We start from the raw sequence: 26,836 nt of genomic DNA, 5'->3' as shown, positions 1-26,836 counted from the left end.
ACACCCGGCTCGTACGGTCGCCGCCATGACCACGTACACGGCCACCCTCGGTGGCGAACGCCACCGCTTCGGCTCCCTGGCCCGCCTGCTGGCCGCCGCGAGCCCCGAACGCTCCGGCGACCGGCTGGCCGGTCTCGCCGCCGCGAGCGCACGGGAACGGGTCGCGGCGCGCTGGGCGCTGGCGGAGGTGCCGCTCACCGCCTTCCTGACCGAGCCGGTGATCCCGTACGAGGACGACGACGTGACCCGGCTGATCCTGGACACGCACGACACGGCCGCCTTCGCACCCGTCGCGGGCCTCACGGTCGGCGAGTTCCGGGAGTGGCTGCTGACGGCGGACACCGCGGCGCTGGCCGCGGTGGCGCCCGGGGTCACGCCGGAGATGGCCGCCGCCGTGTCCAAGCTGATGGGGAACGCGGACCTGGTCGCCGTCGCCCGCAAGGTCCGGGTGGTCACCGCGTTCCGCTCCACGATCGGCCTGCCGGGACGGCTCGCCACGCGGTTGCAGCCCAACCACCCCACCGACGACCCGGCGGGCGTGGCGGCAGCCCTCCTCGACGGCCTCCTCCTCGGCTCCGGCGACGCGGTGATCGGCATCAACCCGGCGACCGACAGCCCCAGGGCGGTCCGCGACCTGCTGGAGCTCCTGGACGGCGTGATCACCCGCTACTCGATCCCCACCCAGTCCTGCGTGCTCTGCCACGTCACCACCAGCGTGGACCTCATGGAGCGCGGCGCCCCGGTCGACCTGGTCTTCCAGTCCGTCGCGGGCACCCAGGCCGCGAACGCCTCCTTCGGCGTGACCCTCGGCCTGCTCGACGAGGCGTACGAGGCGGCACGCGCGCTCGGCCGCGGAACCGTCGGCGACAACGTCATGTACTTCGAGACCGGGCAGGGCAGCGCCCTGTCCGCGGACGCGCACCACGGGGTGGACCAGCAGACGGTGGAGGCGCGCGCGTACGCGGTCGCCCGCCGCTACCGCCCGCTCCTGGTCAACACCGTCGTCGGCTTCATCGGCCCCGAGTACCTCTACGACGGGCGGCAGATCCTGCGGGCCGCCCTGGAGGACCACTTCTGCGGCAAGCTCCTCGGCCTGCCGATGGGCCTGGACATCTGCTACACGAACCACGCCGACGCCGATGACGACGACATCGCGACCATGCTGACCGTGCTCGCCGTCGCGGGCGCGTCCTTCGTGATCTGCACGCCGGGCGGCGACGACATCATGCTCAACTACCAGTCGGCCTCGTACCACGACGCGTTGTACCTGCGCGAGGTCCTGGGCCTGCGCCCGGCACCGGAGTTCGAGGCGTGGCTGGAGTCGATCGGGCTGCTGGCCGAGGACGGCGGCGTACGCGAGGTCGGCGGCCACCCGCTGACGGCCATCGGAAGGGAACTGGCCGCATGACCGGGACGGCTGTCAGGAACGACGAACTGTGGCCGCTGCTCCGCCGCCGCACCCAGGCCAGGATCGGCCTCGGCCGCGCCGGCTCCGCCCTCCCCACCCGCCACCGCCTCGGCCTCCAGGCGGCCCACGCGGCGGCCCGGGACGCGGTGCACTCGCCGTTCGTCCCGGACACCGTGACGGCCGGGCTGCGGGGCATGCCGACGGTACGGGTCCGCAGCGCGGCCGGTGACCGGCTGACCTACCTCCAGCGCCCCGACCTGGGCCGCCGCCTCGACCCCGTGGACCGCGCCCACCTCCCGGCCGGCGACTGGGACGTCGTCTTCGTCGTCGCCGACGGGCTCTCCAGCCGCGCGGTGCACGAACACGCGGCGCCGATGATCCGGGCGACGACGGCCCGCCTCCCGGACCGGCGCATCGCCCCGGTGGTCCTCGCCGAACAGGCCAGGGTGGCCCTCGGCGACGACATCGCGTCGGCGATGGGCACGCCGATGGTGGTCGTCCTCGTCGGCGAACGCCCCGGCATGTCGGCGGCGGACTCCCTGGGCGCCTACCTGACCTACCGGCCGGTGCCGGGCACCACGACGGACGCCGACCGCAACTGCCTGTCCAACATCCGGCCACCCCTGGGGCTGCCGTACGAGACGGCGGCGGCGAAGCTGGCGGACCTGATGAGGAGGGCGCGGGAGCTGGGACGGACCGGGGTGGACCTCAAGGATGAAACCGGTCACGGACCGGTGGTCGAGCGGACGCCCTGAGTTCCGGCCGGTCCGCTGCGCGGAGACCACGCCTGCCCGGCGCGTCCCGACAGCTCACGCCCCCGGCACCGTGAGCCCCCACCCGCCCTCCACCACCCGCCAGGTCCGGCGCCGTACCGGACCGGCGAGGCCGCCGTCGGCCCGGTACCGGAAGTCCGCGCCCGCCACCGTCACCGTGCGCCCCGCGGCCCGTACCGGGGTCGCCTCCGCGCCCACCGACAGCGGGCGTACCTCCACCTCGGCGAGGCCGTCGGGGCCGCCCGGGGTCACCGAGATGCCCTCGACCGGCTGGTCCAGGTCCACGACCGTCTCCCCGTCGACCTCCACCCGCAGCCGCGCGGGCGGTCCGGGCACGGCAGGGACGGAGGCCGGGCGCGCGGACAGGGAGCGCACGAGGTGCTGGTAGGGCCGCAGCCACCCCTTGGCCGGCACCGGCTCCGGGGCCCTGGCCGCCGCGACCGCCGGCGGCGGGATCCGCAGCGCGCCCAGCACCACCCCGTCGCTGTCGTCGACGAGGAGGTCCATCCGGCGCTCCACCCCGTCCAGGACCGCCCGGGCCGCCGCCACCGCACCGGCGGGCACCCCCAGCGCGTGCGCGACGCCCAGCGCACCCCCGACCGGGACCATGGACAGCACGCAGTCGGCCAGCTCCCGCCTGCGGTGCAGGAAGGTCACGGCACGGACCAGCGCGCCGTCGTCCCCGACGACCACCGGCCGCCGCGAGCCCCTGCGGGACAGCACGCGGGCGAATTCCTCGGGGCCGTCCGGCATGCACACCTTCGCGGCAGCACCCGCGCTGAGCACGTCTTTCGCGATCCGGACGGATTCGCCGTCCGTCTCCCGTGCCGCCGGATCGATGATCACCAGCAGCTGATCGGCCCTCGCGAATGTCGCCACCTCGGTCGTGCCTCGCTTCCTCGGGTAGCATCACTGTGCAAGAGCCCCTTGCGCTATTGCGCCAGGGGCTTCGTCTATTCCGGGGCATCCGGTCCGACGGTTGTGCGGCCAACGACGGTCGCGGTGGTACGCGGCGACGAACCTTACGCGTACGCCCCTGACCTTGGACATGCCCCGCCCGGAAGGGGTGTACGCGCGTGCCCGCACTTGTGCTGCTCGGTGCTCAGTGGGGTGACGAAGGCAAGGGAAAGGCGACGGACCTGCTAGGCGGATCCGTCGACTACGTGGTGCGTTATCAGGGCGGCAACAACGCCGGCCACACGGTCGTCGTAGGCGACCAGAAGTACGCACTGCACCTCCTCCCTTCCGGAATCCTCTCGCCCACGTGTGTCCCGGTCATCGGCAACGGTGTCGTCGTCGACCCGTCGGTCCTGCTCTCCGAGCTGAGCGGTCTGAACGAGCGTGGCGTAGACACGTCCAAGCTCCTCATCAGCGGTAACGCGCACATCATCACGCCGTACAACGTGACCGTCGACAAGGTGACGGAACGCTTCCTCGGCAAGCGCAAGATCGGTACGACGGGGCGCGGCATCGGTCCCACCTACTCGGACAAGATCAACCGCGTCGGCATCCGGGTCCAGGACCTGTACGACGAGTCGATCCTGACCCAGAAGGTCGAGGCGGCCCTCGACGTCAAGAACCAGATGCTGACCAAGCTCTACAACCGGCGCGCGATCGCCGTCGAGCAGGTCGTCGGGGAGCTGCTCGGCTACGCGGAGAAGCTCGCTCCGTTCGTCGCCGACACGGTCCTGGTCCTCAACCAGGCGCTGGAGGAGGACAAGGTCGTCCTCTTCGAGGGCGGGCAGGGCACGCTCCTCGACATCGACCACGGCACGTACCCTTTCGTCACCTCGTCGAACCCGACCGCGGGCGGCGCCTGCACCGGTTCCGGTGTCGGTCCGACGAAGATCAGCCGGGTCATCGGCATCCTCAAGGCGTACACGACCCGTGTCGGCGCCGGCCCGTTCCCGACCGAGCTCTTCGACGCGGACGGCGAGGCGCTGCGGAGGATCGGCGGGGAGCGCGGTGTCACCACCGGCCGGGACCGTCGCTGCGGCTGGTTCGACGCGGTCATCGCCCGCTACGCGACCCGCGTGAACGGCCTGACCGACTTCTTCCTCACCAAGCTCGACGTGCTGACCGGCTGGGAGCAGATCCCGGTCTGCGTCGCCTACGACATCGACGGCAAGCGGGTCGAGGAACTCCCGTACTCGCAGACCGACTTCCACCACGCGAAGCCGATCTACGAGACGCTGCCGGGCTGGTCCGAGGACATCACCAAGGCCAAGTCCTTCGCGGACCTGCCGAAGAACGCGCAGGACTACGTCAAGGCGCTGGAGGAGATGTCCGGCGCCCCGATCTCCGCGATCGGCGTGGGCCCGGGCCGGGACGAGACGATCGAGATCAACTCGTTCCTGTAGGGCCGCGGTTGGACGACACACTTGGGCCGGTCTTGGTAATCCTTGACCGGCCCTTGGGCTTTCCGTGGTTACGCCGGTAACGGGCGACGGTCAGCATCTACGCGGGTAGCCCGCCGCCTCCCGCATGCCACACCCGTCCTCTCCGCCATCCCAGGAGCCCTGAATGCCCGTCAATCCCATGAACCGCCGTGAGTTCGTGCAGAAGTCGGCCGTCACCGGCGCTGCCGTGGCCGTCGCGGGAACGGTCGGTACCGGCAGTGCCGAGGCCGCCGAGGCCGGCCACGGCCACGCCAAGCCGCCGAAGGCGCCCAAGACCTGGAGCTTCTCCATCCTGGGCACCACCGACCTGCACAGCCACGTCTTCAACTGGGACTACTACACCAACGCGGCGCCCGTGGACTCCAAGGGCAACACCTACGGCATCGCCCGCATCGCCACCCTGGTGAAGAACATCCGCAAGGAAGAGGGCGCGGACCGGGTCCTCCTCGTCGACGCCGGCGACATCATCCAGGGCACCTCGCTCGCCTCCTACTACGCGAGCGTCGACCCGATCACCGGCAAGAACGGCAAGCGCGGCCCCAAGCACCCCATGGCCATCGCCATGAACGAGATGCGGTACGACGCGGCGGCCCTCGGCAACCACGAGTTCAACTACGGCATCGAGACGGTCCGCACCTTCGAGAAGCAGTGCGACTTCCCGCTGCTCGGCGCCAATGCGCTGGACGCCAAGACGCTGCGGCCCGCCTTCCGGCCCTACACGGTCAAGCACATCAAGGTCCCGCACGGCCCCGACATCAAGGTCGGCATCCTCGGCCTCACCAACCCGGGCATCGCCCTGTGGGACAAGGACAACGTCTCCGGGAAGATGGCCTTCACGGGCCTGGTCGAGCAGGCGAAGAAGTACGTGCCGCGGCTGCGCGCCCTCGGCTGCGACGTCGTCTTCCTCACCGACCACTCGGGCCTGGACGGCTCGACCTCGTGGGGCGACGAACTCCCCTACGTGGAGAACGCGTCGAACCTGGTCGCCGAGCAGGTCCCCGGCATCGACGCGATCCTCGTCGGCCACACCCACGTCGACGTCCCGACGTACACGGTGAAGAACGCGGAGACCGGCGAGGACGTCCTCCTCTCCGAGCCGTACTGCTACGGCTACCGCCTCTCCCGCTTCGACTTCGAGCTGGAGCTGGTCAACCACTCCTGGAAGATCACCAAGAAGACCGCCACCACCCTGAACAGCAACACGGTCGCCGAGGACCCGCGGATCACCGAACTCCTCACCGCCGACCACCAGCTGGTCGTCACGTACGTCAACACCGCGATCGGCACCTGCACCGCGGCGATGACGACGGCGGAGGCCTGCTGGAAGGACGTCCCCGCGATCGACTTCATCCAGCAGGTCCAGATGGACGCGGTGAAGGCGGGCCTGTCCGCGGCGGACGCCGCCCTCCCGCTGATCTCGGTGGCCGCGTGCTTCAGCCGCACCGCCACCATCCCGGCCGGCGACGTGACCATCCGCGACGTCGCGGGCCTCTACGTCTACGAGAACACCCTCTACGGCAAGAAGCTCACCGGCGCCCAGCTCAAGGACTACCTGGAGTACGCGGCGAAGTACTACCACCAGGTCCCGGCGGGCACGGCGGTCGACACCGCCACGCTCACCAACGCCAACAGCTTCTGGGACTACATGTACGACATGGCGGCCGGCGTCGACTACGAGATCGACATCGCCGCGGCCGAGGGTTCCCGCATCAAGAACCTGAGCTACAACGGCACCGCGGTCGCCGACGACCAGGTCTTCGTCGTCGCCGTCAACAACTACCGTGCCAACGGCGGCTCCGGCTACCCGCACATCGCCGCCGCCGAGATCGCCTACAGCTCCACCAACCAGGTCCGCGACCTGATGGTCGCCTACGCCACGGCCAAGGGCACCATCGACCCGGCGGCCTTCGCGGCCGTCAACTGGAAGCTGACGCAGGGCGGCACGCCCGTCTTCTAGCGCTCGCCTGCTGCGGCTTCGTGGCGGTCCCACCTCGTGTGGGGCCGCCATTTTTTTGTTTGCGCGACAAGTGGAACCTGTCAATTCTCCCAGCGAATCCAAACCAATCTGTGAATTCTGAAAAGCTGTGAATTCTGAAGGATTTAGAAGGTCATTGGAAGCTATTCTTCAGTCGCCTTTCATGCATTGAGTGTCAACGGCCTTGTTGGTACTGTCCGTGGCGTCACAGCAGGCCAACGGGTATCTCCCGTACGGCTGTTGCGCTTTTTCATGCCTTTCTCCCCCTGTCTCCGAAGGAGAGATTCGTGAGTCGAGAAAGAACCCGTCGGGTGCGTACGGTGCGGACATGGCGGGGTGTGGCCGGTGCCGCCACGGCCATAGTCCTGGTCGGCGGCGGATTCGCCGTGGCGAACGCCTCGACCGAAGGAGCCCAGAAATCCGGCGTGGGTGTCCAGCGCCCGGTGAACAAGAAGGCCAAGGGCACCGCGGCCGTGGTCAGTGCCGCCAACGCGTTCCTCAACACGCTCACCTCCGACGAGCAGTCGGCGATGCTGCTGGACTTCAGCCAGGCCAACGCGACCGCCTGGTCGAACCTGCCGTGCGGCTCCTCCTGCCGCGTCGGCATCGAGTTCAGCTCGCTGACCACCGACCAGATCGCCGCGGCCGAGGCGGTCCTGAAGGAGGCCCTGGGCACCGGCAAGGACACCGGCTACCAGCACGTCCTGCAGACCCTCGCGGCCGACGACGTGCTCGCCTCGGCCCAGGCCACCAGCTCTGCCGGCGCGCCCACGGACGCCCCCACCGGCTCCGCCTCGGCGGACCCGAGCGCGACGGCCACCGACACCGCCGTCCCCACCGACGCCCCCACGGGCGCCCCGCCCTCCGGCGGCACCGGCGGCGGTGGCGGCGGGTACGGCAGCAGCCAGTACTTCCTGGCGTTCCTCGGCACCCCGTCGGCGACCGGCACCTGGCAGCTGCACTTCGGCGGTCACCACCTCGCCGTGAACATCACGTACAAGCACGGCAAGGTCGTCGGCGCCAGCCCGTACTTCACCGGCGTCGAGCCCTCCAGCTGGACCACGACCGACGGCACCACGGTCGCGCCGCTGAACAGGTTCCGTGACGGCATGCTCAAGCTGACCGCCAGCCTGAGCACGGCGCAGCTGGCCGAGGCCAAGCTGTCCGAGTCGTTCAGCGACGTGCTGCTCGGCCCGAACAAGGACGGCGACTTCCCGGAGACCAAGGAAGGCATCAAGGTCAGCGAGCTGTCGCCGAAGCAGAAGAAGCTGGTCCTCGCCGCGATGCGCCCCTGGGTCGCGGACGCGGACGACGCCACCGCCGCGCAGCTCATGAAGACGTACGCCAAGGAGCTCGACCAGACCTACATCTCCTACTCCGGAGGCACGGGCCTGGACACCCAGGGCGACTACGTCCGCATCGACGGCCCCAGCGTCTGGATCGAGTTCGTCTGCCAGGACGGTGTCGTGTTCCGGAACCAGGTCCACTACCACACCGTGTACCGCGACCACACCCGCGACTACGGCAGCGAGTTCTCCTTCTCATGACCGGACCGCGAAACTGGCTGACCGCAGCGCTCGCACGCCTGGTGGCCGGGATCGCGATCGTGGTACCGGCGGCGCTCCTGCTCGGGGCGTCGCCGGCCGCCGCGCATCCGATGCCGCACTCGGTGGTGCAGCTCGACGTCTACCGGTCCTCGGTCTCCGCCCGCCTGGAGCTGCCGGTCAGCGACTTCTCCCGGGCCAGCGGGATCGACCTCACCGGCACGACCAAGGCCCAACTGCCGTCCCGGGCCGCCGCCGTCCGCGCGTACCTGCTCAAGCACATCCACCCGACCACGACCGGCGGCAGGGCCTGGCGGGTCGCCGTCGGCTCCATGCGCCTGAGCGCCACCCAGCAGACGTCCACCGGCCCCTACCGCGAACTGACCGTCGCCGCGGTCCTCACCCCGCCCGCCGGCGCCGACGTACGCCACTTCACCTTCCGCTACGACGTGATCGTGCACCAGGTCGTCACCCACGTCACTCTCGTGACGGTCCGCCAGGACTGGGCGAACGGCCAGGTCGACGGCGAAGGCACCACCCAGGTCGGCACCATCGAGCTCGACGTCCGGCACATGAAGGTCCCGGCCCTCAAGGTCGACCTCGGCCCCGGCAGCACCTGGCGCGGCTTCGTCGCGATGGTCGGACTCGGCGGCAACCACATCCTCACCGGCACCGACCACCTGCTCTTCCTGCTGATCCTGCTCCTGCCGGCCCCCCTCGCCGCGACCGGCGGCCGGTGGACCGGCCTGGTCGGCCCCCGCAAGGCACTCGCCCGCATCGGCGGCATCACCCTCGCCTTCACCGCCGGCCACTCGGTCGCCCTCGCCGCGAGCTCCCTGGGCCGGCTCGACATCCCGTCCTGGCCGGTGGAGGCGTTCATCGCGGCGAGCATCCTGGTCGGCGCGATCCACGCGATCCGGCCCCTGTTCCCCGGGCGGGAAGCGGTCGTGGCGGGCGTCTTCGGCCTGGGCCACGGCATGGCGTTCTCCTTCGTGCTCGCCGAGATGCACCTCTCCACCGGCCAGTTGGTCACCAGCCTGCTCGGCTTCAACCTCGGCATCGAACTGGTCCAGCTGCTGCTGGTCTGCCTCGCCCTGCCCTCGCTCCTGGTCCTGGCCCGCGTCCGCGTCCAGCCCGCCCTCCGTCTCACCGGCGCGACACTCACCGGCATCGCGGCCCTCGGCTGGCTGGCCGACCGCCTCGGCCTGCCCAACCCGGTCGCCCGCGCGGCCGACAGCGCGGGCTCCCACACCACGCTGCTGCTGGCCGTCCTGACGCTGGGCGCCCTCACCAGCACCGCGTGGTCCCTGACCACCCGCATCCGCAACACACCGCAGGGCGGACTCAGACCGCTCCGATGGCGCGCGGCCCCGGACCGCTCGTGAGCTGCGTGGCGGCGCCGACCAGTCCGGCGACGGCCCGGGAGCGGCTGTGCGGCGGCCACGCGATCACGGTGGTGACCGGCGGCGCGTCCACCACCGGGACGGCGGCGAGGTCCTCGCGCAACTGGGTCCTGACGGACTCCGGCACCACGCAGCAGGCGCGGCCCAGCGCGACCAACTGGTACAGCTGGGCCTGGTCCCGGACCTCCGGACCGGGCCCCTCGGGGTACCTGCCGTCGCGGCCTCGCCAGCGCGCCGGGGGCAGCCCGGGCTGCTCGGCGACCTCGGCCGTCCGCACCTGATCGCGGACGGCGAGGGGATGCCCGGCCGGCACCACCAGCACCTGGCCCTCCGTCAGCAGTTCCTCGCTGTCGAAGCCCGCCGTGGAGTCGAACGGCAGGTGCAGCAACGCCACGTCGGCCCGTCCGTCACGCAGCATCCGCTCCTGCTCGCCGACCCCGCACAGCAGCAGATCGACGGTGACCGCGTCCGGTTCGGCGGCGTAGGCGTCGAGCAGCTTCGCCAGCAGCTCGCCGGACGCGCCCGCCTTCGTGGCCAGCACCACCCCCGGCCTGCCGGTGGCGGCGAGCGCCGCGCGCCGGGTCCGCTGCTCGGCGGCCTCGACGGCGTCCAGCGCCGCCCGGGCCTCCCGCAGCAGCACCGACCCGGCCTCGGTCAGGGCGACCGCACGGCTGGTGCGTTCCAGCAGCTTCGCCCCGAGCCGCCGTTCCAGTTGGCTGATCGCCCGCGACAGCGGGGGCTGCGCCATCCCGAGCCGCTGGGCCGCCCGCCCGAAGTGCAGCTCCTCGGCGACGGCCACGAAGTACCGCAACTCCCGCGTCTCCACACCCCCATGCTAGCGATCCGGCCGGGACCGATACCCCTGCGGTATCGATCCTCACCCGATCGGTGTTGGCCGCCCCGGCCTGTGCCCGGACAGGATCGAGGCATGACCGAACAGCAGAAGACCGCGCTGGTCACCGGCGCGAACAAGGGCATCGGCTACGAGATCGCGGCCGGCCTCGGCGCCCTCGGCTGGCGCGTCGGCGTCGGCGCGCGCGACGCGGAGCGCCGGGAGACCGCCGTCGCGAAGCTGCGGGCGGCGGGCGTCGACGCGTTCGGCGTGCCGCTCGACGTCACCGACGACGCGAGCGTGGCGGCTGCCGCCGCGCTGGTCGAGGACCTCGCCGGCCGCCTCGACACGCTCGTCAACAACGCCGGTGTCACCGGCGGCACGGCCCAGACACCGACCACCGCCGACCTCGCGACGGTACGGGAGGCCGTCGAGACCAACGTCATCGGCGTCATCCGCGTCACCAACGCGATGCTGCCGCTGCTGCGCCGCTCGCCGTCCCCGCGGATCGTCAACGTGTCCAGCAGCGTCGGCTCCCTCACCCGGCAGACCACGCCGGGCGCGCAGATGGGCCCGGTCGCCGTCGCCTACTCGCCGTCCAAGACGTTCCTCAACGGCGTCACCGTCCAGTACGCCAGGGAATTCCAGGGCACGAACATCCTGATCAACCTCGCCTGCCCCGGCTACTGCGCCACCGACCTCAACGGCTTCCAGGGCCACCGCACCCCGCAGCAGGGCGCGGCGACCGCCATCCGCCTCGCCACCCTGCCCGACGACGGTCCGACCGGCCGCTTCTTCGACGACGACGGGGAGGTGCCCTGGTGACCCACCCCGGGGCACGAGCTCACCGCTGTTGAGTAGCTCTACTCAGGCGGGGACGCGCCGAGGGCGGTGAGATGGGGGACATGAGCTTTCCGCCGCTTGCTTACCCGCCGTACCCGCCGTACCCGGCGCCGCGTCCCGTGCCGCGCAGGCCGTTCGGGGTCGTCTTCGCCCTGGTGGCCGGACTGCTGCTCGCGGTCGCCGTCGCCGTCAACGGGCTGTTGTTCTTCGGCATGGCCTTCGCCGGTGACAGCTGCGGCACCTCGGCCGGGACAGCGCGGTTCTGCGACGACTCCGGCGTCTGGATCCTCGTCGCGATGCTCGGGCCGTGGGTCGCGCTGGGCGTCGCGGTCGTCACGGTCGTGCTCGGGGCGGTACAGATGCGGCGACCGTGGACCGCCCTGGCGGTGGGGGTGCTCGTGTACGCGGCGGGGCCCGCGCTCGCCCTGTTCACCGTCTTCGGTTAGACGCCTCGCCGTTATTCGTCTGCGGCGCCGTCGTGGTTGGTCGCGCAGTTCCCCGCGCCCCTTACGGGGCGGTGTCCTCCAGGAAGGCGGCCCAGGCGGCCGGGGAGAGGGTGAGGTGGGGGCCGTCGGGGGCCGTCTTGGAGTCGCGGATGTGGATGGCTTGGGGGCAGGGGGATATTTCGAGGCAGTCGCCGCCGCTGTCGTTGCTGTACGACGACTTGCGCCAGGTGTAGGCGGTTTCGACGCACTGCCCGCCGCTGTCGTTGCTGTAGCTCGACTTGAACCAACGCAGGGTGCTCGTCATGTCCGCTCTTCTCCTGCCAACTTCCGGATGAGGCTCAGCGAGTCGTCCGAGCTCAGCGCCTGAGTTCGGATCTTCGCATACCGGTGCATGAGCCGAGCGACCTTTGCGGGATCGCTGACCAGCACACTTTCGTCCTCGATCTCCATGTAGACCAAGCGGTGGTGTTCCTTGGTCTCCACCAGTTGCATATCGCCGCGTGCGCCCGCGTGTCCGGCCCTCAACCCCCGGTCTGCTGGCAGCACTTGGATACTGACATTGTCCCTCTGGGCGTCCTCCCCAAGCGACCGCAATTGGTCACGCATCACCTCCCAGCTCCCGAACGGCCTCCGCAGTACCGACTCCTCCAGGATCACCTCGATCATGGCCGTCGGGTCTGCCCGGTCGAACAGCGCCCGCCGTGCCACCCGTGCCTCGACCAGCTCCTCCACCTTCTCCTCCGGCAGTTTCGGGAAGCCCCCGCCGATCAGCGCACGCGCGTACTCCGGTGTCTGGAACAGGCCGTCGACCACGACCGTCTGGTACGACGACAACGTCACCGCCTCCTGCTCCACCAGCGCGAAGTTCTTGAACTGGGCCGGATACCTGTCCAGCAGCACGAACCTGCGGGCCTTCTCGAAGATGCCCAGGCCGCCGCCGATCGTCTCCTCCAGCTTGGCGAGCATCTTGTCGCTGGCGGGCTGCGCTCCCGTCTCCATCGCGCTGATCGCGGAGCCGGTGTAGCCGATGCGTTTGCCCAATTCCTCCTGTGTCAGTTCCTGTTGCTCGCGAAAGGCCTTCGCGAGGGCGGCCAGGAGCTGTGCCGTGCTGCCCGCCTCCGCCTTGTTCTCGGCCCGTGCCATTGCGGTCACCCCCGAACTCAACCGAACTCAACCGGTCACAACCAGCGGACCCCGAATTCCCAGAGTTTGCGGCTCTTGACTCTGGGTTATGGCGACGGTAGCCGGACCTGCCGAAACTGGTCCCATGAACACCCAAAGTGACCCTTTAAACCTCGCCTGGCTGCCCGCAGCCGGCGTTCAACTTCGCAAAGCCGGTGTCCAGTTCGACGCGGTCCGGGTGGACGACGGGGAGTGGGGGCGGCGGCTCGCCGATCGGCTCGCGGAGATGACCGGGGGTGATCCCGGGCCCGTCATCGAGGTCGCCAGCGGGCGGCGGTGTGTGTACTTCCTGGTATCGGCCGGGAGCACGGACCATCTGCCCTGGCCTGCGGAGGTGACCAGGCTGACCGCCGTTCCGGCGCGGGTGTCGTACGTCCCGGTTCCCGCGCTGGACGACATGACGTGGCCGCTGTCGTGGCGGTACCGGCCGACCGCGCACGGCCGTTTCGTGCACACGCGGTTGTTGCGTTCCGCGCTTCACTCGGCGGAGTGAAAATCGTCAACACAGGGCCAGGAAAAAGGGATTGCGGCTTGCGTTCGCTGCTTTGCGGGGCCCTAGAGTCGCGATCAACAGATTGCCCCCGCGGTGCGCCAACACCCGGGGGCTCGACACCGGGAGAGAGCAACTCCGGATGCGCGTTCATCGTATGGCGCCTGTGCGCGCCTTCGCAGCCCTTGCCCAGTCCCGTTTCGGGTGCCGACGTCTGTCCGGGGGAGCGGCGGGCGTACTGGCGTACCTCCTGGGGCTGCCGGACGGGGCCTGGATCACGGAGCGCATTCTTGCCGAGCGGCGGCGGGAAGGGTGCATGTCGGTCGTCGCTTCCCTGCGTGAGCTGGAGGAACGGCGGTATCTGCGGCGGGTGGTGTCGCGGGACCCGGTGACCCGGCAGTACTCGACGGTCTGCGAGGTGTTCGAGAGGCCGTACGAATCCGCGACACCGGCGGGTGAAATGCAAAAAGTTCGCCTGATGGCGGCCTAGAAAGCAGAGAAGGGAACGTCGTTGACTGTCACACTCGTACGCCCCGAGGTGGTATACCGACGGTATACTGTGCTCATGGCTGACACCACGATCAAGGTCGACCCCGCTGTCCGTGACCGTCTCCAGGAGCTCGCCCGGGAACGCGGGATGAGCATGCGGGACTTCGTGGCGGAGCTGGCCGGGGCCACGCCCACCAAGGACGAGCTGCGCAAGCGGTACGAGGAGACCAGGGCTTACGTCGAGGAGCACTTCCTCGGGCGGCCCTACACGGAAGAGGACGAGAAGGCCGGCGAGAAGCTGTGGGCCGACATCGAGTCCGGGCGTATCGGGGAGGTCCAGTGACCGAGGGGGAGCGGTACCCGCTGCCGCGTGCCGTCATCTTCGACGACACGGCGGCCCTGGCGCTCGGTGCCGGTAACAGCATGGCCTCCCGGCTGGTCGTGGAGGCGGAGAAGGACGCCGCGTTGCGGGTCTACATCCCCGCGGTGAGCCTGGCTGCCGCGGAGCGGGAGCGGGCCGGGGTCGCGGAGCACGTCGGTGCGCTGCCGTCCGTCAATATCGAGGGGCTCGACTTCGCGGCGGCCACGGCTGTGGGCAAGCGACTGCGGGCCGCGAACGGTGAGCCGGAGGAGGGGAAGGACGAGCCGGACTGGAGCGGCGCCCATGTGCTGCACCTCGCTCTGCCGACCGTCGAGTGGCCGCGTGGCCGTCCCGTCCTGACCAGGACCCCGATGCGGTACCGGGGCACGGGCATCCGCACCATCCGGATCGTCGAGCAGGGCTGACCGCGGCCCCGCGGGCACACCCCAAGGCTCCGGACCGGGAAACGGTCCGGAGCCTTTTTCACTCACACAGAGATGAATACGCGGCTTACGGCCGCTTCAGTGGTGCGTGCCGCCTACCAGCCGCCGCGACCGCAGTCGGAACCGAGGTCGGTGACCTGCCCGCCCGGGCTGCCCTCGCCGTTGATGAGGTTGCCGGCGAGGCCGTTGAGGATGCCGACGTTGCCGAGGATGTCGAGGTTCAAGTCGTGGGACCGGCAGCCACCGCCGCCGCCGTACGCGTGCTGCTGCGCCGGCAGGGCGGTGGCCGGGACGGCGCCCAGGAAGCCGACGCCGCCGACGATGGCGATCACGGCGGCTGCCTTGTGGAGCTTGCGCATGTTCTCCTCCTTGAGCTGATGGGAGCGCGTGGTCATATGAACTGATAAGCGCTCAATTCGGAGGCTAGATCGACATCGCGCGCGGCGCTCTTCGGAGGAGCCATACGGGGGCACCGGCATACGGGTGACCGGTCGTCAGGGTGAGTGGACGTCAGGGTGATCGGGTGTCAGCGTGATCCGGCGTCAGCTGAAGACGATCATCGAGCCCTGGGCCAGGCTGCGGGTGGCCGCCGCGTGCAGGCCCAGCCACACGTGCCGTTCCCGGGCGAAGGGGCTCGGGTCGTAGGGGGCGGGGACCGCCGGCTCCTCCAAGTCGGTGGGGGCGGCCGGAGGTTGCGGCGGGGCCGGAGGGTTGGCCGGGTCGATGCCGATCGACGGGGCGACGTACTCCAGCTCGCGCAGCAGGGCGTGGGAGGAGCCCAGCGGGCCACCGCTGGCGAGGAGTTCGTCGCTGGAGAGCGGCCTCGGGAAGTCGACCGGGACGTAGGCGCCCGCGTGGTCGTAGTGCCAGACCAAGTGGGACTGCTGGGCCGTCGACTCGAACATCTCCAGCAGCTGCTCGTAGTCGCCGCCGAGGTCGTCCACGGGGGAGACGGGCAGCCCGCAGACCTGGAGGAGGTAGGCGCGGCGGAGGAAATGGAGTGCGTCGTAGTCGAAGCCGGCCACCGGGGCGACCTCGCCGGACAGGCCCGGCATGTACTGGTACACCGGCACCGGGGGCAGCCCGGCCTCGGCGAGCACCTTGTTGTATTGCGCGAGTTCCTCGGCGAACGGATTGTCGGGGGTGTGGCACAACACGTCGACCAGCGGTACCAGCCAGAGGTCACAGGCCAAAGAGGGCTCCTCATATCAGCGCGTTCACAGCGAGTGCTCAGCTAGGTGGTCAGGGAAGAGTAGTCCGTGCGGCGCCGGTCAGCTCCCCTCGTGCAGGTCCCATACCCAGACCCCACCGGTCCACTTACCGGGTTTTCCGGTCAGGGCCTCCACCGCCTGTCGTAGTTTCTCGTCATTGGGTTGCGGGGCGACCACCAGGGCCCCCGCTTTCCAGTACGCGAAGTCCTTCTTCGCCTGAGCGCGCCAGTTCTTGCCGATCACCGGCACCTTCCCGCTGTAGCGGACGTCCCGCAGCATGCTGGAGGTGAAGCGCGGGACGGCGCCGTAGATGCCGATGCGGTCGGCGCCGTAGGGGCCGTTGAAGTACCCGCCGGGCATCTTGAAGCCGAGACCGGTGCTGGTCTGCCAGTGCAGGGCCTCCGCGTAGCCGGGGTCCGGGAGCGGGACGGGGACGAGGGACTCGCCCTTGCCCACGTACGACTTCCACGCCCCGCTGCTGATGAACGACGGGACCGCCTCCCGCTGTTCGGACTTGAGCGGGGCGGGGACGATCGGGAGCAGGGCCAGGGCGACGGCCAGCAGGCCGAAGTACTGGGCGCCGACGCGGCGGGTGGCCAGCACCTTCTCGACCGCGACCGCGAGCAGGACGCCCAGCACGGGTGCGCAGATCATCGCCACCCGGCCCTCGATGACGGACTCGAAGAGCGGGAACTTCCGCACCAGGGCCCAGGGCCCCGGATACACCGTCTCCGTGAGCGGGATGCGGATCTCCGGGCCCATGGACAGCACGGCCGCGGTGACCGACGTGAACGCGAGCGCCTTGACCAGCGGCCGTTCCCACAGCCGTACGACGATCCCGAAGGCGACCAGGACCAGCGGCCAGCCGTAGAAGGCGTTCTGCTCGGTGGGGTTGAGGGAGAGCTCGTTGGCGCGGCCCGCGTCCCCGTAGAGCATCGAGCGTTCGGCGAAGGCGAGGAGCGAGAGGGGGCTGTTTCCGGCGTTGTCGCCGTGCAGGATGCTGTGGTAGCTCTGCGGGCCCGAGAACTGCCAGTAGAGCGGGAAGGCGACGAGCGGGAGGCAGACCGCCCCGGCGATCAGCAGGCCCTTGCCCAGCGGACGCCAGGCCTGCTTGGCCACCTCGGGGCGGACCACCGTGTAGGCGAGGGCGAACAGGGTCATCCCGAGCGCCGCCAGCAGGAAGGGCTCCTCGCCCAGGAAGACCTGGTAGGCCGCCATCAGGCCGAGCACGATCCCGTCCCGCCTGACCCGCTCCCCGGTGGCGAGACGCAGGGCGCGGTCGATGACCAGCGGGATCATGAACAGGATCACGAAGTTGGGGTGCGCGTTGGCGTGGCTGACCATCGGCGGCGCGAAGGCCGCGAGGGCCGCGCCGACGAAGGCGGCGCCCCGGTGCCGCACCACCCGCCTGACGATCAGCCAGTACCAGGCGACGGCGGTCGCGGCGAGGCCCAGCGCCATGCAGACGGAGAGCGAGACCGCCGGACCGGCCAGGAGGGTCAGCGGGGCGAAGGGGACGGACAGGCCCAGCATGACCGTGTTGGCCATGAGGTTGACGCCGTCGGGGAAGTTCTGGAAGTCGGAGAAGAGCGGGTTGCGCAGGTGCGCGAGGTTGTCCGCGGTCACCGCGAAGAACCACTCCCACTGGTTCTGGTCCTGGATGGAGTCGGTGAGGTAGCGGTGGCCGGGGTCGAAGAAACGGCCCGAGTAGAGGGCGACGGAGAGGACGAGGAAGAGGACGGCGACCAGCAGGTCGGCCGGGCGCACCCGGCGGACGCGGAGCCGGGCCAGGTCGGCGAGGACCTTCGGGTAGTCCAGCGGGCCCACCTTCGAGCCGGGCCGGTGGCTCCAGCGGACCGGGACCTCGGTGATCACGTGGCCGTCGCGGTGCAGGTACTGGAGGACCTCGACGTCGATGCCCCAGCCGTCGAGCCGGGAGTCGGCGAAGGCCTCGCGGGCGAGGTCGCCGTCGAAGAGCTTGAACCCGCACTGGGTGTCCCTGAGCCCCGGCACGGCGGTCGCGCGTATCAGCAGGTTCCCGGCGCGGCCGAGCAGCTCGCGCAGCCGGTGCTGGCGGTCGGCTATCTCCGCGCCCGGCACCGCCCGCGAGCCGATCGCCGCGGCGCCGCCCTCGCTGAGCGCCTTGTCCAGCCGCTCCAGCTCCTCGATCGGCGCCGCGAGGTCGGCGTCGGTGACCAGCACCCGGCTGCCGGCGGTCGCGGCCACGCCGAGGCGCAGGGCGCTGCCCTTGCCCCGGTTGCGGTCGGCGGCGACCAGCCGGACCTTCGGGTGCTGTAAGGCAGCGACCTCGCGGGTCCCGTCCGTCGAGCCGTCGTCGGAGACGATCACTTCCCAGGACCCGAAGCGGCTCTCGTTGTCGGCGAGGTAGCGGGTGACGGCGTCGAGGGTCGGGCCGAGCCGCTCCTCCTCGTTGTACGCCGGGATGACGACGGAAAGGTCGACGGTCGTGGGCGCGGTCATCCGTCCTTCTCCGCCAGTCGCTCGATCAGGGCGAGAGAGTGCGTGTTGTACGCGGTGACGATCCCCCGGGCGGCCTCCGCGTCCCGGCGCGACAGCGCGTCGACCAACTCGGTGTGCCGGGACCACAGATACCCGCGTAGATCGGGCAGCCGGCGCAGGTGCCGCACCGCGCACACCCAGGACTGCACACGCAGCCGGTGCAGGAAGTCGGCGAGGTAGGGGTTGCCGAAGAGGGCGGACAGCTCCCGCCAGAACCGGAGGTCGTAGCCGATGAGGACGGTCAGGTCACCGGCGGTCGCGGCGCGCTGCGCCTCCTCGCCGCGCCGCCGGACCGCGGCGAGGGCGGCGGCCACCCGGGGCTCCTCGGGGTCCTTGAAGGCGGGGTGGAGGCCGTCGGCGAGCGCCTGGAACATGCCGTCGGTGACCAGGCTGCGGGCCTCGATCATGCCCCGGTAGTCGGCGAGCGTGTACTCCGGCACCCGGAAGCCGCGGTGCTGGTCGGCATCGAGGATGCCCTGCGCGGACAGGTCGACCAGCGCCTCGCGGACCGGTGTGGCGGAGACCCCGTACTGCTCGGCGATCTCCTTGACCGTGAACTCCCGGCCCGGCTGGAGCCGCCCGGCGAGCACCTCGTCGCGTAGCGCGTCCGCGATCTGCTGGCGCAGGGTACTGCGCGTCACAGCGCCGTTGCCGGGCATCGTGGGGTGCCTCTCCTCACGCGTTCGGGTGACGTGCTCGCTTACACGTACATGTACGAGCACGCCACCTTACGCGTTCGGGTTCCGCGTGTACTCCTTCCGGCCCAGCGAAGCTACCCATGGGTCTCTTCTACGGCTCCTGTGAGCTGTCTGTGGCGAACGCCTGCGAGAAGCGCTCCGCCGAGGCGCCCCTTCAGGGGCGCGGGGCTGTGCCGGATCTGCGGCTGCCGCCGCGTGGGCGCGCCCAGTCCCTACGGCGCGGGGGCGCCCCTTCAGGGGTGCGGGGCGCTGTGCCGGATTCATGGCTGCCGCCGCGTGGGCGTGCCCAGTCCCTACGGGTGCGGGGGCGCCCCTTCAGGGGTGCGGGGAACTGCGCGGCCAGCCCCCACGCACCCGCACCCGACACGCGACCTCAAGCCACCGTGAACTCGTCGGCCACGCTCAGTGCCGCGTCCAGCGCCGCGAACCCTTCCTTCAGCTCGGCCTCGCTCACATTGCACGGCGGTACGACATGCGTCCGGTTCATGTTCACGAACGGCCACACCCCGTGCTCCTTCGCCGCCGCCCCGAACGCGGCCATCGCCGCGTTGGCCTCCCCGGCCGCGTTGTACGGCACCAGCGGCTCCCGGGTCTCCCGGCTCTTCACGAGGTCGAGCGCCCAGAACATGCCGACCCCGCGGACCTCGCCGACGCTCGGATGCCGCTCGGCGAGCGCGGCGAGCGCCGGTCCGACCACCTCGGCACCCAGCCGCTTCGCGTTCTCGACGACCCCTTCCTCCGCCATCACGTTGATGGTGGCGACCGCGGCGGCACAGGCCAGCGGGTGCCCGGAGTACGTCAGCCCGCCCGGGTAGGCCCGCTTGGCGAAGGTCTCGGCGATCTTCGCGCCGATGGCCACCCCGCCGAGCGGCACATAGCCGCTGTTCACGCCCTTGGCGAAGGTCATCAGATCGGGTACGACCCCGAACAGGTCGGCGGCGAACCACTCACCCGTCCGCCCGAACCCGGCCATCACCTCGTCCAGGACGAAGACGATCCCGTACTTGTCGCAGATCTCCCGGACCCCGGCGAGGTACCCGGCCGGCGGCACCATGATCCCGGCGGTGCCGGGGATGGTCTCCAGCACGATCGCCGCGACCGTACCCGGCCCCTCGAAGGCGATCGTCGTCTCCAGGTGCTCCAGCGCCCGCGCGGTCTCCTGCTCCTCGGTCTCCGCGTAGAACCGGGAGCGGTAGAGGAAGGGCGCCCAGAAGTGCACGACCCCGGCGGCGGCCCCGTCGGAGGCCCAGCGGCGCGGGTCGCCGGTGAGGTTGATCGCCTGCTGGGTGCCGCCGTGGTACGAGCGGTACGCGGACAGCACCTTCGGGCGGCCGGTGTGCAGCCGGGCCATCCGCACGGCGTGCTCGATCGCGTCCGCGCCCCCGTTGGTGAAGAAGATCTTGTCCAGGTCGCCGGGCGTCCGCTCGGCGATCAGCCGGGCCGCCTCCGACCGCGCCTCGACGGCGAAGGCGGGCGCGAAGGTCGTCATCCGCGCGGCCTGCTCCTGGATGGCGGCGACGACCTTCGGGTGCTGGTACCCGATGTTGGTGAAGACGAGCCCGCTGGTGAAGTCCAGGTAGCGGCGGCCGTCGTAGTCCCAGAAGTACGACCCCTCGGCGCCGGCCACGGCAAGCGGGTCGATGAGGTCCTGCGCGGACCAGGAGTGGAAGACGTGCGCACGATCGGCCGCCTTCACGGCGGCGCCGGCCTGGGGACTGGGCTGAGGGGTCATGCGGGGGAGCGTAGGAGCGACCGGTGGGGGAGCGGTATCGGCGACCTGTTCCGTGGCCGGGGGGATTCCGCGACAGGTTGTCCACAGCCTGGGGACACGGCCCGCTTCCGGTGCCTGTTACGTAACCGTAGACATGGCGCTGCGCGATCCCTGGAACGGCCGCATTATTCTCGGCTCGATCACAAGTGTGAGCGAGGGGCGGATCTGCCATGGAGAAGCTGGGGCCGGGGGATCCGCAGCACATCGGGAGCTATCGGCTGCTGGCACGGCTGGGCGCGGGCGGGATGGGGCACGTGTACCTCGCCCGGTCGGAGCGCGGCCGTACCGTCGCCGTGAAGCTGGTGCGGGCGGAACTCGCCCAGCAGGAGGAGTTCCGGGCGCGTTTCCGGCAGGAGGTCCGCAACGCGCAGCGGGTCGGCGGGTTCTGGACCGCGCCGGTGCTCGACGCCGACACCGAGGCCGCCGTGCCGTGGGTGGCCACCGGCTACGTGGCCGGGCCGAGCCTCCAGCGGGTCGTCGAGCACGACCACGGGCCGCTGCCCGAGCGGTCGGTGCGCATCCTCGCCGCCGGGCTCGCGCACGCGCTGGGCAACATCCACGCGGCCGGGATCATCCACCGGGACCTCAAGCCGTCCAACGTGATGCTCACCATAGAGGGACCCCGGGTCATCGACTTCGGCATCGCCCGGGCGCTGGAGACACTGCCCGGCGAAGGGCTCACCCAGACCGGCTCCCTTCTCGGCTCGCCCGGGTTCATGGCCCCCGAGCAGGTGCGCGGCGACCGGATCACGCCGGCCTGCGACATCTTCTGCCTCGGCTCGGTGCTCGCCTACGCGGCCACCGGCCGGCTCCCCTTCGGCTCCACGGAGGGCGGCGCCCACGCCCTGATGTTCCGGATCGCCCAGGAGGACCCGGACCTCTCCGGCCTCCCCGAGGACATCGCCGACGTGGTCCGCGACTGCCTCCGCAAGGACCCGGCGGCCCGTCCGTCCCTCGACGCGATCCTGACCCGGACGGGCGCCGGCGCCACGGTCTGGGAGGGCCGCTCCAGGGACCCGTGGCTCCCCGGCAGCCTGGTGGCCCAGCTCGGCCGCCACGCCGTCGAACTGCTGGAGGCGGAGGACCCGACGGTCTCCGGGGCGTTGCACGGGGGGTCGGCATCCGCGGCCACGAATCAATGGACGCAAGGGCCGGCAGACCAAGGGGCGCGAGGAACTGCGCGACCGGCCCCCACCCACCCGCAGCCGACACTCGACCCGCCGTCCCCTGAACACGCCCCCGCCCACCCGGCCTACGGCTACCCGAACCAGCCCCACCAGCACCCGCAGTCCTCGCCGAACCCGTACAACCCCTACGCCGCGACCGCCCCGGAACCCGCTCCCGACCCCACCCAGATCTACCCTCCCGTTCCCCCGCCCCCGCTCTACGACCCCCTCCCCGCAGAGGAGCCCCGCCGCACCACCCGCTCCACCGCCCTGCTCGTCACCATCGCCCTGATCGTGCTGCTCGCCGCGGGCGGCTCGGTCTACGGGCTCATGAACAGCGGCGGCGACGGCGCGGACGACAAGGCGGCCGGCCAGGGCACCCGCGCCCCGTCGGCCACCGCCCCGACCGCCTCCTCGGAGTCGACGCCCGCCGAGTCGCCCTCTCCCTCGGCCGCCGCGAAAGGCACCGTCCCGAGCGGCTTCCTCGGCACCTGGGCCACCTCGATAGACAACGACACCGGCCACAACACCCGCGAACTCACCATCCGCCAGGGCGCCGTGGGCGACACGGTCCTCACCCTGGTCGCGGACGGCCCCGGCTACCACTGCGAGTTCGCGGCGAAGCTCGCCGGGAAGCCGGGCTCGGACGGCCCGTTGGAGATCGGACCCTCCACGGTCACGGCGGGCAAGCCCCGTTCGTCGTGCACCGCGGGAGAGGCCACCGAGGTGACCCTGCTCTCGGCCGGCAAGCTGAAGCGCGTGACGAAGGGCGGCGACGAGAGCCTGACCTACAGCAAGCAGTGAACTGCCGGTCTCTCCACGTCAGTTGAACGTTCGGCGAACAACAGTGCGGGCGACCGATATGTCCCTTCACGGCCGCATCCGGCCCCTTACGGTGACCCCACCATTCGACTCCGGGGAGTGGCGGGGGCACCCACATGGAGTGGCTGAGCGCGGAGAACATCGTCGCCGTGGGCACCGCGGTGCTCGGCATCGTCGCGTCCGCGGGCATCTTCTGGTACGAGCGCCGCGTCCCGCGCCGCAAACGCATCGGCTACCGCGTCCAGATGGACAACCCGATCGGCGACGACGCCCGTTCGGGCCGGATCGGCAGACGGCTGGGCCTCTTCGACGAGGCCCCGGACATGGCCGACGCCACCCTGGTCCTGCTGCGCATCGAGAACGACGGCTCCCAGGGCATCGGGCGCGACGACTACACCAGCCCCGAACTGCACGGCCTCACCGCGGTGTTCACCGACCGCATCATCCGCGGCGTCTCGGTCACCCAGCCCACCGACAGCGACCACCTCATGCCGCACTTCACCCCGGACCGCGGCTTCGGCTACTCGGGCAACACCCTGCGCATCCCGCGGGTCCCGCTCAACCACGGCGAGCACTTCAAACTGCTCGTGCTGCTCTCCGGCGGTGACGTCGGCCGGGACATCAGGATCGTCGGCGGGATCCACGACGGCGAGGTGCACCCCAACCGCAGCGCCACGCCCGACGACGCCACGCCCCTGTTCAGCCGCGCCTCCCGGCTGATCACCATCATGCTGACGCTCAGTGTCCTCACCCTCGCCACGATCGTGGTGGCCCGCGACGACACCCCGCCGCCGATCGGCTGCGCCAAGGGCTCGCTGCGGGTCATCGGCTCGACCGCCTTCGCCCCCGTGATGCAGGACGCGGCGAAGAAGTACGAGAAGGACTGCGAGGGCGCCTCGATCACCGTGGACGCGCACGGCTCGACCGCCGGGATCCGCGAGCTGAACGGCGACGGCGCCGCCACGAAGAAGGGCTCACCGTCGGTCATCGCCCTCTCCGACGGGCCCAAGCCCACCGACATGCCCGACCTGAAGGAGAACCGGGTCGCCCTGGTGGTCTTCGCCCTGGTCGTGAACGACGACGTGCCGCTGCGGAACCTCACCACGGCCGACGTACGACGGCTGTACCGGGGCGAGATCACCAACTGGAAGCAGCTGGGCGGCCCCGACCTGCCGGTGGTGCTGGTCAGCCGGGACGCCAACTCCGGGACCCGGCAGGTCTTCCAGCGGCGGGTGCTGAAGCGCGGCGAGATCGCCAACTCCTCCGTGGACTGCGTGCACAAGGACGACCCGACGGCCAAGGTGATCCGCTGCGAGCTGGACTCCACCGACCAGGTGCTGTCGGAGGTGGCCGAGCTGAAGGGCGCGGTCGGCTACGCCGAGCTGAACGTGGCGGAGGGCGCGAAGGGCCTGCACATCCTCTCCCTGGACGCCATCGCCCCGTCGGTGGACACGATCGAGCGCGGCATCAGCACCTACCCGTACCGCGAGATCGAGTACGCGTACACCTACCGCCAGCCCGCGGCGGACTCGCTGGCGTCGAGCTTCCTGTCGTACGTCGAGAAGGGCAACGGCCAGGACGTGATCCGCTCGTACGGACATGTGGCCTGCTACGCGCCGGTGGGCATGAAGCTCTGCGCCTGACGCCCGCCGCCCGCGCCGGTCAGCCGAGGGCGACCCACGTCCCCTGCGCGGCCGAGCGGCTCATCGCGTCGAGGGCGGTCGCGCTGTGCACGGCGTCCTGGAGGGTCGGGCCGTGGGCGGTGCCCTCGGCGACGGACCGCAGGAAGTTGCGGGCCTCGATCACCTTGAGGTCGTCGTAGCCCATGGCGTTGGCGGCGCCGGGCTGGAAGGCACCGTACTCGCCGTGGCCGGGGCCGACGAAGACCGTGGAGACGGGCTGGTCCTGGTAGGAGCTGCCGAGGCTGACGCCCAGCTCGCCCATCCGCCGGTAGTCCCAGAAGACGGCGCCCCTGGTGCCGTGCACCTCGAAGCCGTAGTTGTTCTGCTCGCCCACCGAGACCCGGGAGGCCTCCAGGACACCGCGGGCGCCGGAGGCGAAGCGCAGCAGGCAGTTGACGTAGTCCTCGTTCTCGACCGGGCCGAGTTCGCCGCCGGTGGCGAGGGTGTGGCCGGCGGTGGCACCGGCGGGCCGCGCGCGCTCCGGGATGAACACGGCGGTGTCGGCGGCCAGCGACTCGATGTCGCCGAGCAGGAAGCGGGCCAGGTCGACGCCGTGCGAGGCGAGGTCGCCGAGCACCCCACCGCCGCCGCGGGCACGCTCGTACCGCCAGGTCAGGGCACCGTCGGGATGTGCGGCGTAGTCGCTGAACAGCCGGACGCGGACATGCGTCACGGTGCCCAGTTCGCCGGAGGCGATCAGCTCGCGGGCGTGGGCGACGGCGGGGGCGTTGCGGTAGTTGAACCCGACGGTCCCCTGCACGCCGGCCTTCGCGACCGCCTCCGCGACCGCGCGGGCGTCCTCCGCGGTCAGCCCGACCGGCTTCTCGATCCACACGTGCTTGCCGGCCTCCGCCATGGCGACGCCGATCTCGCGGTGCAGGAAGTTCGGGGCGGTGATGCTGACGGCGTGCACCCGCGGGTCGGCGGCGACCTCGCGCCAGTCCCGGGTGGTGGACGCGAAGCCGAACTGCGCGGCGGCCTCTTCCGCCCGCCCCGGCACCTCCTCGGCGACGCTCACCAGCTCGGCGCGTACCGGAAGCTCCGGGTAGTGGTGGGGGACCCGCCGGTAGGCCTGCGAGTGCACCCGCCCCATCCACCCGAATCCGACGACGGCGACGCCGAGCGTACGCACCATGGGGCTGCCCCTCCTTGGACCGTCCAGACCCTGCGTGCCCACGATGCGGCGCCACTTCTCCAGATGTCAAGACATTCGGGCGTCCGTACAATCCCGACGACCCGTCCTCCGTGGCCCTGACGGGGTGCGCTGTCGACTGCGGGTCCGTCGTGGTTGCTCGCGCAGTTCCCCGCGCCCCTTTGGGGGCGCGTCTGTGGCGCCGCCCGCTCCAGCGCCCCGTCAGGGGCGCGGGGAACTGCGCGACCGGCCCCCACGAGGCGTCACTGAACCACGGCCGGAAGCAACCCACCCCCTAGGGGCGCGGGGAACTGCGCGAGGACCCCCGCGACGCCGCGCCGGACCGACGGCACGCGCGCCCCCCTCACCGGGGCTCGGGAGGGCGTTGTCTCGGCATGTTCGGGCGAGCCCCGTTCGTGCTCGGCGGCAGCGGAAAGCGGCCGTTCAGGTGCCCCGCGTCCGCCCGCGGCCCCGCCGTCACCGTCGCCTGCATGCCCAGCGGCGCCGGCCCCGTCCGGAACTCCACCATCCAGTCGGCCGTCTCCGTACGGACCAGCTCCGTCACGTCCTCCGAGAACCTCCGCAGCACCCCCAGACACCGCTCCGCCGCCTCACTCGCCGTGCCCTCCGCAGGACCCAGCACCTCCCGCACACTCTCCGACGCCCAGTCGAACTGCAGCACCTGCAACCGCCGCTGCACCGCCTGCGCTGTCGCCATGTCCCTTATCCACCCGGACGTCACCCCGAAGAACCGGTCGATGCCGACGCAGGACACCGCCAGCAGCAGCGCGAGATACCCCCAGGGCGCCACCCCGCCCACCACCCCGGTGAGGTCGAGCAGCGGCAGCGCGGCCCCCAGCACCGCTCCCACCGCCGCCCCGCACCGCAGCGCCCGCGCCCCGCGCCGCTTCCAGACCCGGTCCGCCAGGTACCACCCGGCCGTCTCCAGCGCCCCGCGCTCCACCCACCGGTACAGCTCGTCGAGCCGCTCGGCCGGCTCGCCCCAGTCGCCGAGCGGGAACGCCCGCCCGGTCAGATCACCCGGCCGCAGTCCGGCCGCGCCCTCGTCGCCCCGCCCGTCCTGAGGCGGTCCCTCGGGCTGCATCTCCGGCTGACCCACCCGGCACTCCTTAACTGATCCCGAACTGATCTCGAAACCGATCCCGGAACTGCTCCCGGGCGGTCACTGTCCGTGACAACGGATCTGGCACTGGACCTGACAATGGATGCTGACGACGGGAACCCT

Annotated in this window: 25 protein-coding genes; 14 read left to right on the top strand and 11 right to left on the bottom strand. The window is 71.0% G+C overall.

Translation table 11 applies throughout. The features are described 5' to 3' along the window. Nucleotides 1–25 precede the first annotated feature (25 nt). Both AB0D74_RS30245 and eutC read left to right on the top strand, forming a co-directional pair. Nucleotides 26–1,408: an ethanolamine ammonia-lyase subunit EutB gene (locus AB0D74_RS30245; RefSeq protein ID WP_362593994.1), complete on the top strand. Its 1,383-nt coding sequence runs from the start codon at nucleotides 26–28 to the stop codon at nucleotides 1,406–1,408. After that, nucleotides 1,405–2,163, top strand: coding sequence for an ethanolamine ammonia-lyase subunit EutC (gene eutC, locus AB0D74_RS30240; RefSeq protein ID WP_362593991.1), 759 nt, complete (start codon nucleotides 1,405–1,407; stop codon nucleotides 2,161–2,163). Before AB0D74_RS30245 ends, eutC begins: the two co-directional genes overlap by 4 nt. 54 nt (nucleotides 2,164–2,217) lie before the next feature. On the opposite strand, the gene AB0D74_RS30235 is transcribed toward eutC, so the two are convergent. Continuing rightward, on the bottom strand, nucleotides 2,218–3,060 hold the full coding sequence (locus AB0D74_RS30235; protein ID WP_362593989.1) for a diacylglycerol kinase family protein: 843 nt from the start codon (nucleotides 3,058–3,060) through the stop codon (nucleotides 2,218–2,220). Between the two features lie 197 nt (nucleotides 3,061–3,257). Between AB0D74_RS30235 and AB0D74_RS30230 the strand changes: the two genes are divergently transcribed. The 4 genes from AB0D74_RS30230 to AB0D74_RS30215 all read left to right on the top strand — a co-directional run bounded on the left by AB0D74_RS30230 (nucleotide 3,258) and on the right by AB0D74_RS30215 (nucleotide 9,484). Next, nucleotides 3,258–4,541, top strand: a complete 1,284-nt coding sequence (locus AB0D74_RS30230; RefSeq protein WP_362593986.1) for an adenylosuccinate synthase — start codon at nucleotides 3,258–3,260, stop codon at nucleotides 4,539–4,541. Between the two features lie 163 nt (nucleotides 4,542–4,704). Beyond that, the gene (locus tag AB0D74_RS30225; protein ID WP_362593983.1) at nucleotides 4,705–6,537 is read left to right on the top strand and encodes a 5'-nucleotidase C-terminal domain-containing protein; all 1,833 of its coding nucleotides are present in this window, start codon (nucleotides 4,705–4,707) and stop codon (nucleotides 6,535–6,537) included. Nucleotides 6,538–6,842: 305 nt separating this feature from the next. Beyond that, the gene (locus tag AB0D74_RS30220) at nucleotides 6,843–8,102 is read left to right on the top strand and encodes a DUF3500 domain-containing protein (protein WP_362593980.1); all 1,260 of its coding nucleotides are present in this window, start codon (nucleotides 6,843–6,845) and stop codon (nucleotides 8,100–8,102) included. Then, nucleotides 8,099–9,484, top strand: a complete 1,386-nt coding sequence (locus AB0D74_RS30215; protein ID WP_362593978.1) for a HupE/UreJ family protein — start codon at nucleotides 8,099–8,101, stop codon at nucleotides 9,482–9,484. Before AB0D74_RS30220 ends, AB0D74_RS30215 begins: the two co-directional genes overlap by 4 nt. Here the strand turns inward: AB0D74_RS30215 and AB0D74_RS30210 are convergent. Then, a complete protein-coding gene (locus tag AB0D74_RS30210) occupies nucleotides 9,444–10,328 on the bottom strand; it encodes a LysR family transcriptional regulator (protein WP_362593975.1) in 885 nt (294 codons plus the stop codon). The two genes, AB0D74_RS30215 and AB0D74_RS30210, sit on opposite strands and share 41 nt — an antisense overlap. A gap of 102 nt (nucleotides 10,329–10,430) precedes the next feature. Here AB0D74_RS30210 and AB0D74_RS30205 point away from each other — a divergent pair, with 102 nt between their 5' ends. Both AB0D74_RS30205 and AB0D74_RS30200 read left to right on the top strand, forming a co-directional pair. Beyond that, entirely contained in the window at nucleotides 10,431–11,159 is a 729-nt protein-coding gene (locus AB0D74_RS30205) for an SDR family oxidoreductase (RefSeq protein ID WP_362593972.1), read from the top strand. 80 nt (nucleotides 11,160–11,239) lie between these two features. Next, nucleotides 11,240–11,623 (top strand): hypothetical protein, encoded by a 384-nt coding sequence (locus tag AB0D74_RS30200; RefSeq protein ID WP_362593969.1) that lies wholly within the window; start codon nucleotides 11,240–11,242, stop codon nucleotides 11,621–11,623. 61 nt (nucleotides 11,624–11,684) lie between these two features. Here the strand turns inward: AB0D74_RS30200 and AB0D74_RS30195 are convergent, their stop codons facing one another. Continuing rightward, nucleotides 11,685–11,927: a DUF397 domain-containing protein gene (locus AB0D74_RS30195; protein ID WP_362593967.1), complete on the bottom strand. Its 243-nt coding sequence runs from the start codon at nucleotides 11,925–11,927 to the stop codon at nucleotides 11,685–11,687. Further along, the gene (locus tag AB0D74_RS30190; RefSeq protein ID WP_362593964.1) at nucleotides 11,924–12,766 is read right to left on the bottom strand and encodes a helix-turn-helix transcriptional regulator; all 843 of its coding nucleotides are present in this window, start codon (nucleotides 12,764–12,766) and stop codon (nucleotides 11,924–11,926) included. The genes AB0D74_RS30195 and AB0D74_RS30190 overlap by 4 nt, the downstream gene beginning before the upstream one ends. Nucleotides 12,767–12,890: 124 nt before the next feature. Here AB0D74_RS30190 and AB0D74_RS30185 point away from each other — a divergent pair, with 124 nt between their 5' ends. From AB0D74_RS30185 to AB0D74_RS30170, 4 genes are all read left to right on the top strand, one after another. Next, nucleotides 12,891–13,298, top strand: a complete 408-nt coding sequence (locus tag AB0D74_RS30185; protein ID WP_362593961.1) for a hypothetical protein — start codon at nucleotides 12,891–12,893, stop codon at nucleotides 13,296–13,298. Between the two features lie 313 nt (nucleotides 13,299–13,611). Further along, nucleotides 13,612–13,785: a hypothetical protein gene (locus AB0D74_RS30180; RefSeq protein WP_362593958.1), complete on the top strand. Its 174-nt coding sequence runs from the start codon at nucleotides 13,612–13,614 to the stop codon at nucleotides 13,783–13,785. 75 nt (nucleotides 13,786–13,860) lie between these two features. Then, entirely contained in the window at nucleotides 13,861–14,127 is a 267-nt protein-coding gene (locus tag AB0D74_RS30175) for a hypothetical protein (protein ID WP_362593956.1), read from the top strand. Continuing rightward, nucleotides 14,124–14,570 carry a hypothetical protein gene (locus tag AB0D74_RS30170; RefSeq protein ID WP_362593953.1) on the top strand — a complete coding sequence of 149 codons (447 nt, stop codon included), beginning with the start codon at nucleotides 14,124–14,126 and terminating at the stop codon, nucleotides 14,568–14,570. The genes AB0D74_RS30175 and AB0D74_RS30170 overlap by 4 nt, the downstream gene beginning before the upstream one ends. Nucleotides 14,571–14,683: 113 nt before the next feature. On the opposite strand, the gene AB0D74_RS30165 is transcribed toward AB0D74_RS30170, so the two are convergent. The 5 genes from AB0D74_RS30165 to AB0D74_RS30145 all read right to left on the bottom strand — a co-directional run bounded on the left by AB0D74_RS30165 (nucleotide 14,684) and on the right by AB0D74_RS30145 (nucleotide 20,749). Next, nucleotides 14,684–14,947 (bottom strand): hypothetical protein, encoded by a 264-nt coding sequence (locus AB0D74_RS30165; RefSeq protein ID WP_362593950.1) that lies wholly within the window; start codon nucleotides 14,945–14,947, stop codon nucleotides 14,684–14,686. 183 nt (nucleotides 14,948–15,130) lie between these two features. Beyond that, nucleotides 15,131–15,781 (bottom strand): hypothetical protein, encoded by a 651-nt coding sequence (locus tag AB0D74_RS30160; RefSeq protein ID WP_294002930.1) that lies wholly within the window; start codon nucleotides 15,779–15,781, stop codon nucleotides 15,131–15,133. A 78-nt stretch (nucleotides 15,782–15,859) separates the two neighbouring features. Continuing rightward, the gene (locus tag AB0D74_RS30155) at nucleotides 15,860–18,280 is read right to left on the bottom strand and encodes a dolichyl-phosphate beta-glucosyltransferase (RefSeq protein ID WP_362593947.1); all 2,421 of its coding nucleotides are present in this window, start codon (nucleotides 18,278–18,280) and stop codon (nucleotides 15,860–15,862) included. Beyond that, nucleotides 18,277–18,978 (bottom strand): GntR family transcriptional regulator, encoded by a 702-nt coding sequence (locus AB0D74_RS30150; RefSeq protein ID WP_362593944.1) that lies wholly within the window; start codon nucleotides 18,976–18,978, stop codon nucleotides 18,277–18,279. The genes AB0D74_RS30155 and AB0D74_RS30150 overlap by 4 nt, the downstream gene beginning before the upstream one ends. Before the next feature lie 412 nt (nucleotides 18,979–19,390). Next, complete coding sequence (locus AB0D74_RS30145; protein WP_362593941.1) at nucleotides 19,391–20,749, bottom strand: aspartate aminotransferase family protein; 1,359 nt, start codon at nucleotides 20,747–20,749, stop codon at nucleotides 19,391–19,393. A gap of 209 nt (nucleotides 20,750–20,958) precedes the next feature. Here AB0D74_RS30145 and AB0D74_RS30140 point away from each other — a divergent pair, with 209 nt between their 5' ends. Further along, nucleotides 20,959–22,758, top strand: coding sequence for a protein kinase (locus AB0D74_RS30140; protein WP_362593938.1), 1,800 nt, complete (start codon nucleotides 20,959–20,961; stop codon nucleotides 22,756–22,758). Nucleotides 22,759–22,892: 134 nt separating this feature from the next. After that, a complete protein-coding gene (locus tag AB0D74_RS30135; RefSeq protein ID WP_362593935.1) occupies nucleotides 22,893–24,419 on the top strand; it encodes a substrate-binding domain-containing protein in 1,527 nt (508 codons plus the stop codon). Between the two features lie 19 nt (nucleotides 24,420–24,438). Here the strand turns inward: AB0D74_RS30135 and AB0D74_RS30130 are convergent, their stop codons facing one another. Both AB0D74_RS30130 and AB0D74_RS30125 read right to left on the bottom strand, forming a co-directional pair. Beyond that, a complete protein-coding gene (locus tag AB0D74_RS30130) occupies nucleotides 24,439–25,593 on the bottom strand; it encodes a Gfo/Idh/MocA family oxidoreductase (RefSeq protein WP_362593932.1) in 1,155 nt (384 codons plus the stop codon). Between the two features lie 361 nt (nucleotides 25,594–25,954). Next, complete coding sequence (locus AB0D74_RS30125; protein ID WP_362593929.1) at nucleotides 25,955–26,710, bottom strand: SLATT domain-containing protein; 756 nt, start codon at nucleotides 26,708–26,710, stop codon at nucleotides 25,955–25,957. Nucleotides 26,711–26,836 lie beyond the last annotated feature (126 nt).

Source organism: Streptomyces sp. NPDC048278 (assembly GCF_040652195.1).
GTDB lineage: Bacteria > Actinomycetota > Actinomycetes > Streptomycetales > Streptomycetaceae > Streptomyces.
This window is presented reverse-complemented; position numbering and strand designations above follow the sequence as displayed.